This is a genomic window from Luteimonas marina (genome assembly GCF_007859325.1).
Taxonomy (GTDB): domain Bacteria; phylum Pseudomonadota; class Gammaproteobacteria; order Xanthomonadales; family Xanthomonadaceae; genus Luteimonas; species Luteimonas marina.
This window is the reverse complement of sequence record NZ_VOHK01000006.1, coordinates 273,373-288,343: the sequence shown is the minus strand read 5'-3', so window position 1 is coordinate 288,343 and position 14,971 is coordinate 273,373. Positions and strand designations below refer to the sequence as shown.

Annotated in this window: 11 protein-coding genes; 7 read left to right on the top strand and 4 right to left on the bottom strand. The window is 64.0% G+C overall.

The features are described 5' to 3' along the window. The 6 genes from FQY83_RS15200 to FQY83_RS15175 all read left to right on the top strand — a co-directional run. A partial coding sequence (locus tag FQY83_RS15200; protein WP_146388820.1) for a transposase occupies positions 1-169 on the top strand: 169 nt, incomplete at its 5' end. Between the two features lie 685 nt (positions 170-854). Next, the gene (locus FQY83_RS15195; RefSeq protein WP_146388819.1) at positions 855-2,624 is read left to right on the top strand and encodes an amidohydrolase; all 1,770 of its coding nucleotides are present in this window, start codon (positions 855-857) and stop codon (positions 2,622-2,624) included. A gap of 5 nt (positions 2,625-2,629) precedes the next feature. Continuing rightward, positions 2,630-4,231: an ABC transporter substrate-binding protein gene (locus tag FQY83_RS15190; RefSeq protein ID WP_146388818.1), complete on the top strand. Its 1,602-nt coding sequence runs from the start codon at positions 2,630-2,632 to the stop codon at positions 4,229-4,231. Between the two features lie 15 nt (positions 4,232-4,246). Next, positions 4,247-5,188, top strand: a complete 942-nt coding sequence (locus FQY83_RS15185; RefSeq protein ID WP_146388817.1) for an ABC transporter permease — start codon at positions 4,247-4,249, stop codon at positions 5,186-5,188. 8 nt (positions 5,189-5,196) lie between these two features. Further along, entirely contained in the window at positions 5,197-6,042 is an 846-nt protein-coding gene (locus FQY83_RS15180; RefSeq protein WP_146388816.1) for an ABC transporter permease, read from the top strand. A gap of 2 nt (positions 6,043-6,044) precedes the next feature. Continuing rightward, positions 6,045-7,856, top strand: a complete 1,812-nt coding sequence (locus FQY83_RS15175) for a dipeptide ABC transporter ATP-binding protein (protein ID WP_146388815.1) — start codon at positions 6,045-6,047, stop codon at positions 7,854-7,856. Positions 7,857-7,918: 62 nt separating this feature from the next. Here FQY83_RS15175 and FQY83_RS15170 read toward each other — a convergent pair whose 3' ends face one another. Together FQY83_RS15170 and FQY83_RS15165 are read right to left on the bottom strand one after the other, a co-directional pair. Next, the gene (locus FQY83_RS15170; RefSeq protein WP_146388814.1) at positions 7,919-8,893 is read right to left on the bottom strand and encodes an ornithine cyclodeaminase family protein; all 975 of its coding nucleotides are present in this window, start codon (positions 8,891-8,893) and stop codon (positions 7,919-7,921) included. Further along, positions 8,890-10,068: a C45 family autoproteolytic acyltransferase/hydrolase gene (locus FQY83_RS15165; RefSeq protein WP_146388813.1), complete on the bottom strand. Its 1,179-nt coding sequence runs from the start codon at positions 10,066-10,068 to the stop codon at positions 8,890-8,892. The genes FQY83_RS15170 and FQY83_RS15165 overlap by 4 nt, the downstream gene beginning before the upstream one ends. Positions 10,069-10,255: 187 nt before the next feature. Between FQY83_RS15165 and FQY83_RS15160 the strand changes: the two genes are divergently transcribed. Next, the gene (locus FQY83_RS15160) at positions 10,256-11,161 is read left to right on the top strand and encodes a GntR family transcriptional regulator (RefSeq protein WP_146388812.1); all 906 of its coding nucleotides are present in this window, start codon (positions 10,256-10,258) and stop codon (positions 11,159-11,161) included. On the opposite strand, the gene FQY83_RS15155 is transcribed toward FQY83_RS15160, so the two are convergent. Together FQY83_RS15155 and FQY83_RS15150 are read right to left on the bottom strand one after the other, a co-directional pair. Then, a complete protein-coding gene (locus FQY83_RS15155) occupies positions 11,153-12,277 on the bottom strand; it encodes an NAD(P)/FAD-dependent oxidoreductase (protein WP_146388811.1) in 1,125 nt (374 codons plus the stop codon). The two genes, FQY83_RS15160 and FQY83_RS15155, sit on opposite strands and share 9 nt — an antisense overlap. A gap of 35 nt (positions 12,278-12,312) precedes the next feature. Beyond that, complete coding sequence (locus tag FQY83_RS15150; protein ID WP_158636531.1) at positions 12,313-14,478, bottom strand: TonB-dependent receptor; 2,166 nt, start codon at positions 14,476-14,478, stop codon at positions 12,313-12,315. Positions 14,479-14,971: the final 493 nt, after the last annotated feature.

Here is a 14,971-nt window from a genome sequence, read left to right as displayed (position 1 = left end):
CAGCCTGCGGGCGAAGGTCGAGCACCCGTTCCGGGTGGTGAAGCGGCAGTTCGGTTACACCAAGGTGCGCTACCGCGGCTTGGCGAAGAACACGGCGCAGGTGCTGACGCTGTTCGCGCTGTCGAATCTGTGGATGGCGCGGCGACGTCTGTTGCTGCCGACGGGCTAAAGCCGTCCATTGGACGGGAAAACCCGTCGAAAAGCGCCAGAAATGGCGAGAAAGTGATCACATCGAGGTCGATCAGGCGCCTTGGCGCTGAAATCTAGGCATCAGCGCGCTTTGATCAGACCTTCCTTAGTAGGGCTGCGGCTGCGGCAGCCGGGAGCCGCCACAATCGATCGAACATGACCGCAACCGAGCGACACGAAAGACTGGACAACGCATTGAGTTCGCGCGACGAATGGCGCTACGACACATCGTTGCGCCATTCCGTCGCGCCGATATGGACTGGGCCAACAGCTACTGCCGTGTCTTCCATCGCCTGCTCTCGCCGCATGCCCAGCGCTACGCCGAGATGCTGCGTGCCAATGCAGTGCTGCGCGGGAACCGGGCATGGTTGCTGGCCATGGATCCGTTCGAGCATCCGGTGGTTGCTACGGCCGGGAGGCAGCGACGCGGCCTTGTCGGCGCGTGCTGCGCTGCAACGACCCGTCCGCCAGGTTGACTGGCAACTTGCGTTATATGATTATGAAAAGCATTATGGCCGCGACGTGATCCTCGTGGAGCGCGAAGGCTTCGCGATATCAGGTCAGGGAGTCGGTCCCCGTCGCGGACGGGCCGGTCCAGCGGAAGCCGTGAGGCTTGCGGCCGACATCTGGATCACAAACGCACCCAGCACAACCTGGTAAGGCATATGCAGAAGACCACCGTAACCCTGCCGGACTGTATCTCATTCGTATTCAGTGCGCGCGCGCGTCGCCTGCTCGCTGGGTTCCTTGTCGCGGCAGGCGCCGCGGGTGCAGCCCAGGGCCAGGTGGGCGCCGCCGATCTGGTATTGCACAACGGCAAGATCTGGACGGTCGATGAAGCCAATCCGCAGGCCGAGGCCGTGGCCGTGCGGGGGGAGCGGATCATCGCCGTGGGCACCAGTCGTGAGATTCTGGCCTTGAAAGGGCCTTCCACGCGCGTGGTCGACCTGGAGGGCAGGCGTGTCCTCCCCGGATTCAACGACGCGCACACCCATTTCGAGAATGCCACGGAGTGGTTCTACCGCGTCAACCTGCACGACGTGAACGACCAGGCGGAGTTCGACCGGCGCCTAGCCGAGGCCGTTGCGAGGGTTCCGGAGGGCTTCTGGATCACCGGTGGCGACTGGGCCACCGCCGGCGGATTCGAGCCGGAGCTGGAAGCAATCGATCGTATCGCTCCACGCCATCCCGTGCTGCTAAGAAACAGCGACCGCGAGTTTTTTGCCAACTCAATGGCTTTGCGTCACGTTCGCCTGGACAAGCGCGCACCGGATCCGCGTGGCGGCCGCTACGGGCGGGATCCGACGTCCGGCGATCTTTCCGGGATGCTTTACGGGACGGCAGGAGACAATGTACAGGCGATGCTGCCGCCCATCTCGCTCGAGCAGAAGCTGGTTTCCGCGCGGAACCTCATGCGTCAGCTGAACGGTGTAGGGATCACCTCGGTCTCAGACATCTCGCGCATCGACGCGATGTCCCAGCGCCAGACGTACCACACGCACGTGGAGCGAAGCTTCTCGGATATCGGCATCTTCCAGGCGCTGCGCGATCGCGGCGAACTGACCGTCCGTGTATTCGCCATGCTGCCCCTGACGGTATGGCGCGAGGCCAGGGAGGAGAAGCTGTTTCCCGGCAGCGGTGACGCGATGATCCGTTTCGGCACGCTCAAGGCTTTGGCCGACGCGTCGCTGATGCACGAGCCTTTCGCAAATCGGCCTGGCTATGCGGGTGGATGGTCTTTCCGGGTACGGGACGAGGCGGAATTACGCAGGGATATCCTCGATGCCGATGGGGCCGGCTTTGATCTGGGAGTGCACGTGCTGGGCGACCGTGCGGTGCAATTCCTCACGGACGCCTATGCCGATGCGATCGCTGCCAATGGCCCACGCGATCGCCGCCTGCGCGTCATTCATGCATGGTACGCAACGCCCGAGGATCTCGCGCGCATCGGCGCGATGGGCATGATCGTGGACGTAACCCCCTCCCACCTGAGCCATGAGTGGAAACAGCTGGACGCTTCCCTTGGCCCGTCGCGGGTGGCGGGCGCGCACGCGTGGCGCACCCTGATCGACCATGGCGCTGTCCTCAACATCGTCTCGGACATGCCCGGCGGATTCGTGAAGGGGAACATGTCGCCTTTCAATCCGTTCGAGAACATCTATTACGCGGTGACCCGGCAGGACATGGATGGCCTTCCTGAAGGAGGCTGGCGGGGTGATCAGCGCCTGACCCTGGCCGAGGCAGTACGGGCGTACACCTTGAACCCGGCGTACTCGGCACGTGAGGACGGCCTCAAGGGAAGCATCACGGTTGGCAAGCTGGCCGACATGGTGGTGGTGTCGCAGGACATATTCTCCATCGAGCCTCGCGAGCTGCTGAACGTCGAGGCGATTATGACGGTGATGGGTGGCGTCATCGTTCACGAAAGGAAGTAGGCCGCATGCGAGCGTTCCCTGCCGGCAGCCGGCCAAGCGAACGGAACCTGCGTGGCGTACTCGCCATGTTGGGCCTGGCGATGTGCATGGTGTCCTCCAGCGCGTCCGCAGCCGCCCACGGCGCCATCCGTGTAGCCGCCAATGCAGATATCCGCAGCCTCGATCCGGGCATGAATCGGGACTCCAACACTGACTCGGTGATGATGCACTTGGTCGAAGGCTTGGTCGCCTATGGCGAGGACGGCACGCCCCGGCCGATGCTGGCCGAGCGCGTCGAAACCTCGCCTGACGGCAGGGTCGTCACCTTCCATCTCCGCAAGGACGTCCCCTTCCACAACGGCCAGCTGATGACTGCGCGCCACGTGGCGTGGAACTGGGAACGCTATCTGGATCCCCGCAATCACTGGCCCTGCTTGCCGGAGATGGACGGATCACGTGGCCCGAGGGTGGAATCAGTGGAGGCGCTCGACGCGCATACCGTGGTATTCCGGCTCGATCGCCGATCTCCGATGTTGCTGGCTCAGATGGCTGCCGTGCAATGCGGTGCCGGCGCGATCCTCCATCCGGACTCGATGAATGCCGAAGGCGAGGTCGGAGTGCCGATTGGTACGGGTCCTTATAGGCTTGGCACGTGGAAGCGTGGCGAGTTCATCGAGCTGGTGGCGTTCCCCGGCTACCGGTCACGCAATGAACCACGCGATGGGAATGCCGGGGGAAAGATCGCGTATGCCCACACGATCCGATGGCTTGTCATCCGCGACGACGCGTCGCGGCGCGCGGCGCTGATCAAGGGGCAGGTGGACGTGCTGCCTTGGCTCTCGGCGCCCGAGCTCGTCGAGCTGCGCAAGTACCCGCGGATCGGGATCAAGAGCTCGCCGACGCTGGGCAGCAATGTCCTGCTGATCCAGAGCGACGATCCGGTCATGTCCGACCCCCTGCTGCGCAGGGCTCTGGCGCACAGCCTGGACGTGAAGGCCATCGCGGAGGTGGTATCCGGGGGTATCGGTACGGTTGATGCGTCGATGGTGCCGGTCGTAAGCAGCTATTACTCGGAAGCGCAGCGCCGCGGCCATGATTTCAATCCGGGACTTGCACGGGCGCTGCTGGCACGGTCGGCCTACAAGGGACAGAAGATCCGCCTGCTTACCAGCCGTCGCTACACGGACATCTTCGATCAATCGATCATGATCCAATCGATGGCGCGCCAGGTGGGTATCCATATCGATCTCGTGGTGCTCGAGTGGGCGACGCAGCTTGATCGCTATCAGTCAGGCAACTACCAGTTGATGTCCTTCTCCTATTCTCCACGGGTGGATCCCTGCCTGACATACGAGGCCATGGCGGGAAATCGCAAGCAGAGCAAGCGCAAGGTCTGGGACAACCCGCGGGCGCTGACCCTGCTGGCCGACGCCTGTGGCCTTTCCGAGCCGCCGGCCCGGCAAGCGGCGTTTGACGAACTGCATCAACTGATGCTGCGGGACAATCCGCTGATCGTTCTGTTCAACCCCGGCGCGGCCACGGCGGTGCGTGACCGACTGGAAGGTTTTGCCCCCTGGCCGCTCGTGCGTGAGCGGCTGTGGGGCGTCAAGCCCGTGGCGACGCCGTAAGGTCGAGATAGCCCGATGATCCGATATCTGTTCAACCGCGCTTTTCTGGCCATTCCCACGTTGCTGGTGGTGGCGGTGATCGTGTTCGCGATGATGCGCGCCATTCCCGGCGATCCCGCCCAGCTGATGCTGGGTGAGGTGGACAATCCGAAGCTGCTGGCGGACCTACGCGAGAAGCTCGGCCTCGATCTGCCCGTGCCGGCGCAGTTCGTCATCTGGATCAAGCAGCTGTTGGCGGGCGACTTGGGTATCTCCATCTCCCAACAGCGGCCCGTCCTGGAGATCCTCATCGGCAGCTTCGGCGTCACCGCCTCGCTGGTGCTCCCGGCGATCCTGCTCGCCTCGCTGGTCGCGGTGCCGGCCGGCATGCTGGCCGGGTGGAGGCAGAACACGCCGGTCGATGTATCGGTCGTTGCGCTTGCCGTCGGTTTCCTGTCGATCCCCGCCTTCTGGCTGGGCCTGTTGTTCCTGCTGGTGTTCGGCCTCTGGCTGGACCTGTTTCCGGTAGTGGGCTATGTACCCTTGGTGGAGGATTTCGCCGAAGGCGTGAAGTATCTCGTCCTGCCGGTGATCGCACTGGCGTTGATCGAGGCAGGCGTGTTGATCCGCCTGGCGCGGTCGAGCACCATCGAGGTGCTGCGACAGGAGTACATCACCCACGCGCGCGCCAAGGGTTTGACCGAGTTGGCCGTGGCCGGCCGGCACGCCTTCAAGAACTCGATGGCGCCGACGTTGACGATGATCGGCCTGACCCTCGGCTCGCTGCTGGGGGGTGCGGTGGTCACCGAAACCGTCTTCACCCTGCCGGGGCTCGGCCGCCTGCTGGTAGAGAGCATCTTTGCCCGCGACTATCCGGTAGTACAGGGTTGCCTGCTGCTGGTGACCCTGGTGTATGTCGTCGTGAACCTGCTGGTCGACCTTTGCTATCCGTTATTCGATCCGCGGGTGAGGCTGTGAGCGCCGTCATGCCGGCTCCCACCTCCGCCGCCCTGCGCCTGCTGTTCCGGCGGACGAACGCCAGGGTGGGCGGAGTCTTACTGCTGCTGATGCTCAGTGCCGTCCTGGTGGGAAGTTTCTACACCCCGTATGACCCGATCATCATCGATCTGGATGCGCGCCTGCAGGCGCCCAGCCGGTTCCATTGGCTAGGCACTGACGAGTGGGGGCGCGATGTATTCAGTCGCCTCCTGCATGGCGCCACCGTCAGCGTCACGATCAGCCTTTGCACCGTGATCCTGGCCACGCTGGCTGGCGCCCTGGTGGGCGCCGTGTCGGGCTTCTTCGGTGGCTGGCTGGATCGCGTGGTGGTTGCCCTGCTGGATGCCTTGCAGGCGTTTCCCTCGCTGGTGCTGGCGCTGGGCATGGTGGCGGTGTTCGGACCGTCCCGCGTCGGCGTGATTCTGGCGTTGAGTCTTGCCTATCTGCCGTCCGTGGCGCGCGTGGTCCGATCGAGCGTCATGTCGATCCGTGAAAAGGAGTACATAGAAGCGTCGCGCGTCATGGGTAACTCCGAGTGGTACACCTTGATGCGGCACGTGGTGCCCAACTGCATCGCTCCGATCATAGTGCTGGCGACGGCGCTGTTCGGCTGGGCTTTGCTGACCGAAAGTTCGCTGTCGTTCCTCGGTCTGGGCGTACCGCCGCCGATGTCCAGCTGGGGCGGGATGCTGTCGGACAGCCGAAGCTACATCGGCCAGGCGCCCTGGCTGGCCATCGTGCCGGGCCTGAGCATTTCAATGTCGCTGCTGGGCATCAACCTGTTCGGCGACGCCCTCCGCGACCAGTTCGATCCTCGCATGAAGAATCTCTGACCATGGCCGCCGAGACGCCATCACCTACCGTCGTGCCCGAAGCCAGGCCGTTGCTCGTCGTTGACGGGCTCTGCGTGAGCGTGCGCCAGCCGGACCGCACACGGCGACCGGTGGTGCAGGACGTGAGTTTTGCGGTTGCGCCGGGTCGAGTGACGTCCTTGGTGGGTGAATCGGGCAGTGGCAAGACCATGATCGGGCGGGCGGCGTTGCAATTGCTGCCGCAGGTGGCGGGCGTCGACGCCGGCAAGATCCTCCTTGCCGGCGAGAATCTGCTGGATGCCTCGCCGGCCGCCATGAGGCGCGTGCGCGGACGCGCCATCGGCATGGTGTTCCAGGAGCCGATGGTTTCGCTGAACCCGGCACTCACCGTGGGCGTCCAGATGACCGAGGCGCTGAAGCTTCATTTCGGCCTGGACGAGGCCCGGGCGCGCGAGCGCTGCCTGGCGATGCTGGAACGCGTGCGCATCGCCGATCCGCGCGCCTGCCTCCGGGCTTACCCGCATCAGTTCTCCGGCGGCATGCGTCAGCGCATCATGCTCGCCTCCGTGCTGGTGATGGGACCAAAGCTGCTGATCGCAGACGAACCGACCACGGCGTTGGATGCGATCATCCAGAAGGAAGTCATGGACATCATGATCTCGCTGACGCGGGAGCTCGGTACGTCGGTACTGCTGGTGAGTCATGACCTCGGCATGGTCTGCAACTATGCCGACGAGGTGGTGCTGCTGCGTCAGGGGCGAATCATGGAAGCCGGCCCGACCCGGCGCGTGTTGCTGGAGCCCAGGCATCCGTATGCGCGTGACCTGCTGGATTCGATGCCGATACGTGGCCTGTGCGCCGTCGACAGACCGGCAGACGGCCCGCTCGTCGAGGTGAGCGCGCTTCAGGTGGAGTTTGCGCAGCGCGCCAAGATGCCCTGGCGCAGAGCGCCGGTGTTCAAGGCGGTCGACGGTGTCGATTTGGTGGTGAGGTGCGGGGAAACGGTCGCCCTCGTCGGCGAGTCCGGTTCGGGCAAGACGACCCTCGGGCGCGCCTTGGTCCGGCTCAATCGCGGAAGCGGGGGCTCGATCCGGTTCGATGGCCGCGATGTGGCCGCATTGCGCGGGCGCGAGCTGATCGATTACCGCCTGCAGACCCAGATGGTGTTCCAGGATCCGTTTTCCTCGCTGGACCCGCGCATGCGCCTGACGGACATCGTCGCACAAGGGCTTCGGCACATGGCGGGGATGCGGCATCCGGAGCGACTCGTCCGCGCTCGCGCGATGCTTGCCGAGGTCGGCCTGCCGGACGATTTCGGCGACCGCTTTCCCCATGAACTGTCCGGAGGACAGCGTCAGCGGGTGTGCATTGCGCGGGCCATCGTCGCGCGGCCGCGCTTCCTGGTGGCTGACGAACCGGTGGCGGCGCTGGACGTGACGACCCAGAAACAGGTCCTGCTGCTGCTTGCGGGGTTGCAGGCGAAGTTCGGGTTCTCCTGTCTATTTATCTCCCATGACCTGAGCGTAGTCGAGCAGGTCGCCGACCGCGTGGTGGTGATGTACCGCGGATTGATTCTGGAGGAAGGGCCACGCACCGCGATCTACGACGATCCGCGTCATCCCTACACACTGCGGCTGCTGCAGGCTACGCCCCGGCTTGCGCGCGCGGAAGCCGGCGGCTACCGGTTGCGGACCCAGATCGGCAGCTCATCGCCGGCCCCGGAGGGCTGGGCCTACTTCAATCATGGCAGCGTGATGGCCGCACCCTTGTCGCAAGGCCGACCGGTCATGGTGGAGGTGGAGTCGGACCATCGAGTAGCCTGCGTCCGCGTCTGAGCATCGACGGTCTGCGGGGGGCGAGAGCGGCCCCCCGGATGGGCGGCCGCGGCGAGAGAAGGTCAGAGGCTGACTTCGCTGCCGGCGCCGCGCTCGATGGCGCGACGGTACACGCATGCGGCAGCGAGGATATCCTGGGCCACCGTGCCGAGCGACTTGTACAGGGTGATCTGCTCCACATCGCGACGGCCCGGTGCGGTGCCCTGGAGTACCTGGCCGATCTCGCCGACGATCGCGTCCCTGGTGATCGTGCCATTGCCCAGCGGGATGAGAATATCGCCCGCTTCACTGAATGCCGAGGCCAGGCGATCGACATAGATCGTGCTGCGGCGGGCCGCATCGTCGTCGACTTCCCGGGTCACGGGCGAGTGCGCGCCGACGAGGTTCAGGTGGGTGCCCGGGATCAACCATGCGCCCTGCAGGACCGGCTCCCCGGCGGCGGTCACCGTGGTGACCACGTCACAGGCGGCGGCCTCGCGCGGGTCGCTCGTCGCGATGACCTCGCTCCCGGTGCTATCTGAAAGTTCTGCCGCCAATGCGCTCGCACGCGTGCCGGTCCGCCCCCAGATCACGACGCGCCTGATCGCCCGGACCCCGGCGATTGCACGGACGTGGTCCCCTGCCTGCCTTCCCGTGCCGAATATGCCGTGCGTACCAGCGGCGGCCCGGGCCAGCGTGCGCGTGGCCAATGCCGAGGCTGCCGCGGTGCGGAGCAACGTCAGCTCCGAACCCTCGACTATGGCCAGCGGCACGCCGGTGTCATGGTCGAACAGCGCCACGAAGCCCTGGTGGAGTGGACGCCCCTGCTGCGGATTCGTCGGGTGTACGTTCAGCAGCTTCGCGCCGTAGACGCGGGGTTCAAGGGCCGAGCCCGGCATCACGAACACCTGTCCGCTGTGGTCCGCCAATGGCATGACCATTCGGGTAGGCATCGCGATACGGCCAGCGGACGCGTTGCGCATGGCCTGCGCCATGAGTTCCACGCAGTCGGCGACGGGAAGCAGTTCCCGCACCAGGCGGGCATCGATGAATCTCATGACGCGCCGCCGCTTCCGCTGCCTGGCTCCTGCTCGAACGCGTAAGTAGTGAAGGTGGCGCCCGCGTACGGAGTCGACGCCACGTGCATCACCTGGGCGGTGGTATCCATGATCATCGTCGCCACCGTGGAAGAGATGCGGCCGCTGGCGTCCGCCTTGCCCGGGGTTGCGCACACGGCGTAGGGCGAGTCGAAACGGTCGTCCAGCGCCTGCTTCAAGTCGTCGACCGTGATCGCGCCGAGCTTCGATCCAAGGGCGGCCTGGACGCGCCTCGAACGGTGCAGCGAGTCCGGCCCCTTGGCCAGGCTCAGATCGTTGACCAGCACGTGGGCGGCAGGCGAGGCGAAATGGTTGGTATGCACCAGCAGCCCTTTCTCCGGTTGCAGCCAGAACACGCGGTCCGGCGTCGTCTCCAGGTCCACACCCTCGCCGCCGGCCGAAGTGATCATCAGGTTATTGGAGAACGAGCGCTTGACGTCGAACACCTGCTTGAGCGCCATCGTGTAGCTTTCCGACATCAACACGGCGCGGCGGATCAACGGCGCCGGGACACCATAGCGCCCGCGCACTTCCTCGGCTTCCAGGTTGTTGCCGGTCACCGCGATCCCCGCGCTGTTGAAACCGGCGCGCGCGAGCAGGCCCGCCTCCACCACCGTAAGTACCCGAGGTCCCGTCTCGGGCATGATATCCAGCACGATCGTGCTGTCGGCGCTCTCGTCGCGCCAGTCCCAGTTCCAGGCGTGCAGGAGATGTCCGTTGGCCGAAGCTTCGGGCAATACCATCACACTGGTGCATCCATCGTCGCGTTCGAACTGCTCACCCCGTTCTTCCCAGTAGACCAGCTCGGTTCGCGCATTGAGCGCCACGATTTCTTCCATGAGCAACCCGCTGCCTTCGGCAATGCCGCGGATTTCCTCGAACAGCTCGGGCGAAAAAGCCTTGATGTCCGGGGCGAAGGTCGTGGCAATTTCGCGCACTCGATCCCAGGGGATACCTATGGCCGCGTAGGCGCGTCGATAGATTTCGATCGTGCGGCCAATGCGCTCGATCGCCAGTTTCCCGTACTGCCTGCCGCGTTCGCGAGGAGCCCCGGCGATGCGGATGAGGGGGAATGGAACGCCGCGTAGCCGCGCGTGTCCGGGTAGTTGTTCGTCTGCAGCACTCACGCTGTGCATCTGCTTCCTCTGCCTGGATGAGGCATCAATCGGTCGTTGGCTTATATGTATTTCATAATAATAAAAAGCATATCAAAACCACGCTCCGGTCGGCAAGGTCGCCGTGCGTGCAGAAGGCCTTGTGGGTCGCGTGATACTCTTGCGGGCACTGGAATTTACTCCTTCAGGGACCATCGGAGTGGCTCTTTTGGATGACAAGAAGAAGACTGCACAGCCCACTAAGATGCAGTCTGAGCTTGCAGCGCGCATCATCGACCACGTGCGCAGGAACGGGCTGGTGGAGGGCGACCAGATCACCGAAGTTGCCTTGGCCAAGGAGTTCAAGGTGTCCCGCACTCCCGTGCACGGTGCGCTGCAGTTCCTGTGCGAGTACGGCGTATTTGAGCCGCTCACCAAGGCGGGGTATGTGCTGCGCAAGTCTGGGCAGCAGTTGGACAAGATCTTCATCAAGATCCCGGAGACGGAAGAAGATCGCCTCTACATGAAGTTGTCTTCCGATCGCGCGGCGAACCGGTTGCCGGAACATTTTTCCGAGACCGACCTGATGCGACGCTACCGCGTCACACGTGGTTTCCTCAGCCGCGTGCTGCAGAGCATGTCCGAGCATGGGCTGGTCGAACGCGGGCTCGGCATGAAGTGGTCGTTCACGCCGACGCTTAACTCGGCCAAGGCCAATGAGGAGAGCTACCGGTTCCGAATGGTCATAGAGCCGCATAGCGTCCTCGAATCGACTTTCAGGCTGGACGACGAGCGCGTCGCCCGTAGCCGTCAGGCTCACGCCAGCATTCTCACGAATCCGCGTATCTCGAGCGCAGAGTGGTTCGAGATCAACGCCGAGTTCCACGAAATGATCGCCGCGTTCTCCGGCAACCGTTTCATGCTCCAGGCGATCCAGCAGCACAACCGTTTGCGTCGGGTACTGGAGTATCACTGGATATACAGCCGGGAACGGGCACAACGCGTGTGCGACGAGCACATGGCGATTCTCGATGCGCTGGAGCGGCACGACCAGATCGGTGCGTCCTATTTGCTCAGGCAGCATCTGGAAAGGGCCAGTGGGGTCAAGCCCGCTTTCGGTGAAAATTCAGAGTAATCGCCCGGGAGTCACGTCCGCAGACTTCAGGCCACGGGCGGCTAGGTGCGCGGGAGTATCTTGTCCGGACAGTTGGGCCGCGATCAAGTCGGCGATGGCCGGCGCGATCTGGATGCCGTAACCCCCGAGCCCCGCCATCCAGTGGAAGTCCGGAGCCACCGGGTCGGCGCCGATAACAGGCAGGCGGTCCGCGGCGAATACCCGCAACCCGGCCCATTGCGCGCTGACCCGTCTCACGTCGTAGATGGTTGCCCGCTCCAGAAGATCGACAGTGAAGGCAACGTCCATGTCATCTGGTTGCACGTCGCTCGGCGGCCACGGGGTCTCGTCGCCGCATGACGCCAGAATCCTGCCAGACTCGGGCTTGAAGTAGAGCGATTCACCAATGGCTTCCACCATCGGCCACTCGGCCGAGAAGGGTTGTTCGCCGGTATCGACGCTGATCATCGTGCGGCGCAGTGGGTCGAGGCGGATCGGCGATGCGCCGGCCATCCTGGCGACATGCGTCGCCCAGGCGCCTGCCGCATTCACCAGGTGGCGGGCGTGGAACGTCTGCCCGCTGGCAACAACTGTCCACCCGCCCGCGTCACGAGCGATATGTTCAACCGACGCATCGAGAATGATGCGCGCGTCCCGCGCCCGGGCCGCGCGCAGCATGCCCCGGTGCAGGCTGGCGACATCCAGGTCGTAGGCGCCCTGCTCGCAGGCGGCAGCGTGGAAGTAGTCCGGCCGCAGTACCGGGACGCGGCTGCAGGCGACTTCGGGTTCGATCATTTCGACCGGCATGCCCTGCGCACGTGCCTCGGCCACGAAGGCATGCAAGGCCCCGACGCGGTCGTTGGGTGCAATGTACAGCACGTCTCGGGGCTCGAGCAGCCGGTGCTCGAGCCCGAGGTCGGCCGGCGAGGCATCGAGAAAATCGAACGAGGCCTGGGTCAGAGCCCGCACCGAGGGTGGACCATAGCTCGGCAGGTAGATCGCCGCCGAACGCCCCGTGGTGTGATATCCGGCCTGGGCCTCCATTTCCAGCACCACGATCGACCCGTGGCGGCTGAGCCCGTAGGCTGCAGCCGCTCCGGCCATGCCGGCGCCCACGATCAGGAAGTCATGCGTCATGGTGCGAACTGCGATAGACGATACGCGACATCGGGTCAGTACTTGACGCTGTACTGCACACTCATCGTGGCTCCGGGCGCCATTGCCAGGCGGTCCGCGCGGTTCTGCGCCTGCGCGGAGATCGGCAGGTATGCTTTGTTCAGCACGTTGAGGATGCCGACGGTGAGGGTTCCCGGCCCCAGACCCTTCGAGGTCATGAGGTCGATGGTGCTGAAGGAGTCGATCCGTCCCAGGCCTGTGCTGGTGGTGTTGTTCTGGAAGCGGTCGCGGTTGCCCGAATACAACCCCTGCAGCCGGATGAACCAGTCGCTGGCGAGCTGATGCTCCACGAAGGCAGTCAGCTTCAAAGGCGGAATGCGGCGGCTGTCGATGTAGATATCGTAGTTGCCGTCGCCGGAATCGGCCTTGCCTTCGATCCGGGTGAGCGTGCCGCCCACCGTCCAGTTCTCTGCGATACTGCCGCGCAACGAGGCTTCTATGCCGTGGATGCGCTCAGGCTTGCGGTCGATGATCAGGACGCCGGGATTCAGCGGGTCGTCCACGAAATTCACGCCAAGGTCCGACTCGCTGAGGAAGACGGAGATCTCGCCAACCAGATTCTCGCCACGGTACCGCACGCCGGCCTCGTAGTTGTCGTAGATCACCGGGCGCGGCTTCAGCGACTGCACCGCATCGGATACCGGCGAGTCACGCAGTGCGCGACCGACATCCGACAGCGAGAAGCCCTGGGAGAATGCGCCAAACACGTCCAGTCCTTTGGTAGCGTGAATGACGAAGCCGGCGTTTAGCGGGGTGGTCGAATACTTCAACTTGCCGCCCTGGATGTTCACGCCGCTGCGCAACGATACGAAGGACGCCACGTTTACATCGAACGTTTCGTGCCGGATGCCGGCCTGCAGGTCAAGCCAGTGGGTGGGCGAGATTTCGAACTGGGCAAAGTAGCCAAGTGCGTTCTGGCTGATCTCGGGTACCCATACGCGGCCGTCGGTCATCTTCTGAACGGTGTCGTCGACGCTGTAGTCGATGCCCCAGAGCAGGCTGCCTTGCAGGTCGCCCAGGTAGAGCGTGGTGTCCATGTCCAGGCGGCCGCCGGTCTTGCGCGATTCGATAAGTGACTGGGTGCCGCCGTAGCGCAGCGGATCGTACTCGAACATCTGTTCGACATTCTGGTAGTAGCCCTGCAGGCGCAATGTGCTGCCCAGCACGTCGGTATGGGAGTACGTCGTATTGAAGACGATGTTCGTGTTCCCTTCGTCGTCCACGCCAGGAGCGGCCACGCCGCGCTGCGCTCCTGCTCTTTCCCGGCGGATCACGTTGCCGGGTGTCGAGTAGTAGTCCGTGTCCTGACCCTGGTTGTAATACAACCCGCTGACTTCAATCCTCTGGCGCGTGCCGATGTCGACTCCCACCTTGCCGAACAGGTTGGCAATATCGGAATCGGGCAAGCCGCCGTTGCCGGTCTGCGCGGGAGGAATACGATCACCGTCTGCATCGTAGAAGGACTGGATCCTTTCGAACGAGCCACTCGCCACGAAGCTCACATCGCCGGATTTTCCGGACACCGACTGCATGATCGACGGGCGCGCGCTGTCGCCCGGGTTGGTGAGGGAGAGTGCAAGACCCAGCTTGGTGTTGAATTCGACGCCCTCACGCACGGGCCGCTTTGTGATGTAGTTGATGACGCCGCCAGCGCCGCCGTTGCCGTAGATCGCCGAGGCACCGCGGATGACGTCGATCTGCTCGATCGCCGACGGATCGATCGAGGCGATGTCGCGGCCAGCTTGCCGCAGCGTGGGCGAAATAGGCACGCCATCGATCAACACGATGGCCGACCGGCCACGCAGCGTCGTATCGAAACTCGACACCGAGCCTGGCGACGTGGAAAGGCCGGGCACGCTCACGGCGAGGATCGATCCGATGTCCTGGGCAAAGGCGGTCTGTCGTGCCAGCGATTCCTGGTCGATCACCGTCAAGGACCCGGGATACTCGGAAATCGATGCTGGAATGCGCGAAGCGCGTACCTGTACGACGTCCAGTTTGACCGCATCATCCTGTGTGGTCTCGGTTGGCTCCAAGGTTTCCTGCGCAGCCGCGTCCTGTGCGTGCAGGTGACCCCAAGGCACCGCAACCGCCAATGCCATTCCGAATATCTCCAAATACGAAGCCTTTGGCACATCCATCCGACACTTCTTCGTCCGCATGTCAACCACCCTCGCTCTTAGGATGCGTTTTATATATATATAAAGCATTTTGAGTTGTCAAGCGCAGCTTGGCCCGCTTGGCAATTTCTCGCTAATTTTCTGGCGATCGTGATAGATGCGCGTTCCTGTCGCTGTCTGCAAATGATTTATTCTGTTGAGCAACGCATTTATCTGACCTCGTGGAATCGTGCTCCCGCGACGACGCCATGGATTGAACTGGGCCGTGACTTCCCCGGATACGGGCTGACGTCCGGAGCCTGGACAGCCCGGTACGGGAGCCTTCTGTTCATTCGGGGTTGGGTGGGTCGTTTTTCCGAATGACCCGACGGAGCGGCCTCGGATCCATCGCATGGCAGCACTTGCCCCGAAGCGGCGCCGATGACAGCCGGCGGCACCGTGACCACTGACCCGCTGCTCGGACTGGTCGGCCACGCCCGGGCACGTGGAAAAAAGCTGCTCGTACGTGTTCTCGGGGAGGCCCGGCGCGTCACCG

Excerpts from the sequence above, each read along its gene's own strand:
- FQY83_RS15195 (WP_146388819.1), top strand. The coding sequence starts at position 855 with ATGCAGAAGACCACCGTAACCCTGCCGGACTGTATCTCATTCGTATTC.
- FQY83_RS15190 (WP_146388818.1), top strand. The coding sequence starts at position 2,630 with ATGCGAGCGTTCCCTGCCGGCAGCCGGCCAAGCGAACGGAACCTGCGT.
- FQY83_RS15185 (WP_146388817.1), top strand. The coding sequence starts at position 4,247 with ATGATCCGATATCTGTTCAACCGCGCTTTTCTGGCCATTCCCACGTTG.
- FQY83_RS15180 (WP_146388816.1), top strand. The coding sequence starts at position 5,197 with ATGCCGGCTCCCACCTCCGCCGCCCTGCGCCTGCTGTTCCGGCGGACG.
- FQY83_RS15175 (WP_146388815.1), top strand. The coding sequence starts at position 6,045 with ATGGCCGCCGAGACGCCATCACCTACCGTCGTGCCCGAAGCCAGGCCG.
- FQY83_RS15170 (WP_146388814.1), bottom strand. The coding sequence starts at position 8,893 with ATGAGATTCATCGATGCCCGCCTGGTGCGGGAACTGCTTCCCGTCGCC.
- FQY83_RS15165 (WP_146388813.1), bottom strand. The coding sequence starts at position 10,068 with ATGCACAGCGTGAGTGCTGCAGACGAACAACTACCCGGACACGCGCGG.
- FQY83_RS15155 (WP_146388811.1), bottom strand. The coding sequence starts at position 12,277 with ATGACGCATGACTTCCTGATCGTGGGCGCCGGCATGGCCGGAGCGGCT.
- FQY83_RS15150 (WP_158636531.1), bottom strand. The coding sequence starts at position 14,478 with ATGCGGACGAAGAAGTGTCGGATGGATGTGCCAAAGGCTTCGTATTTG.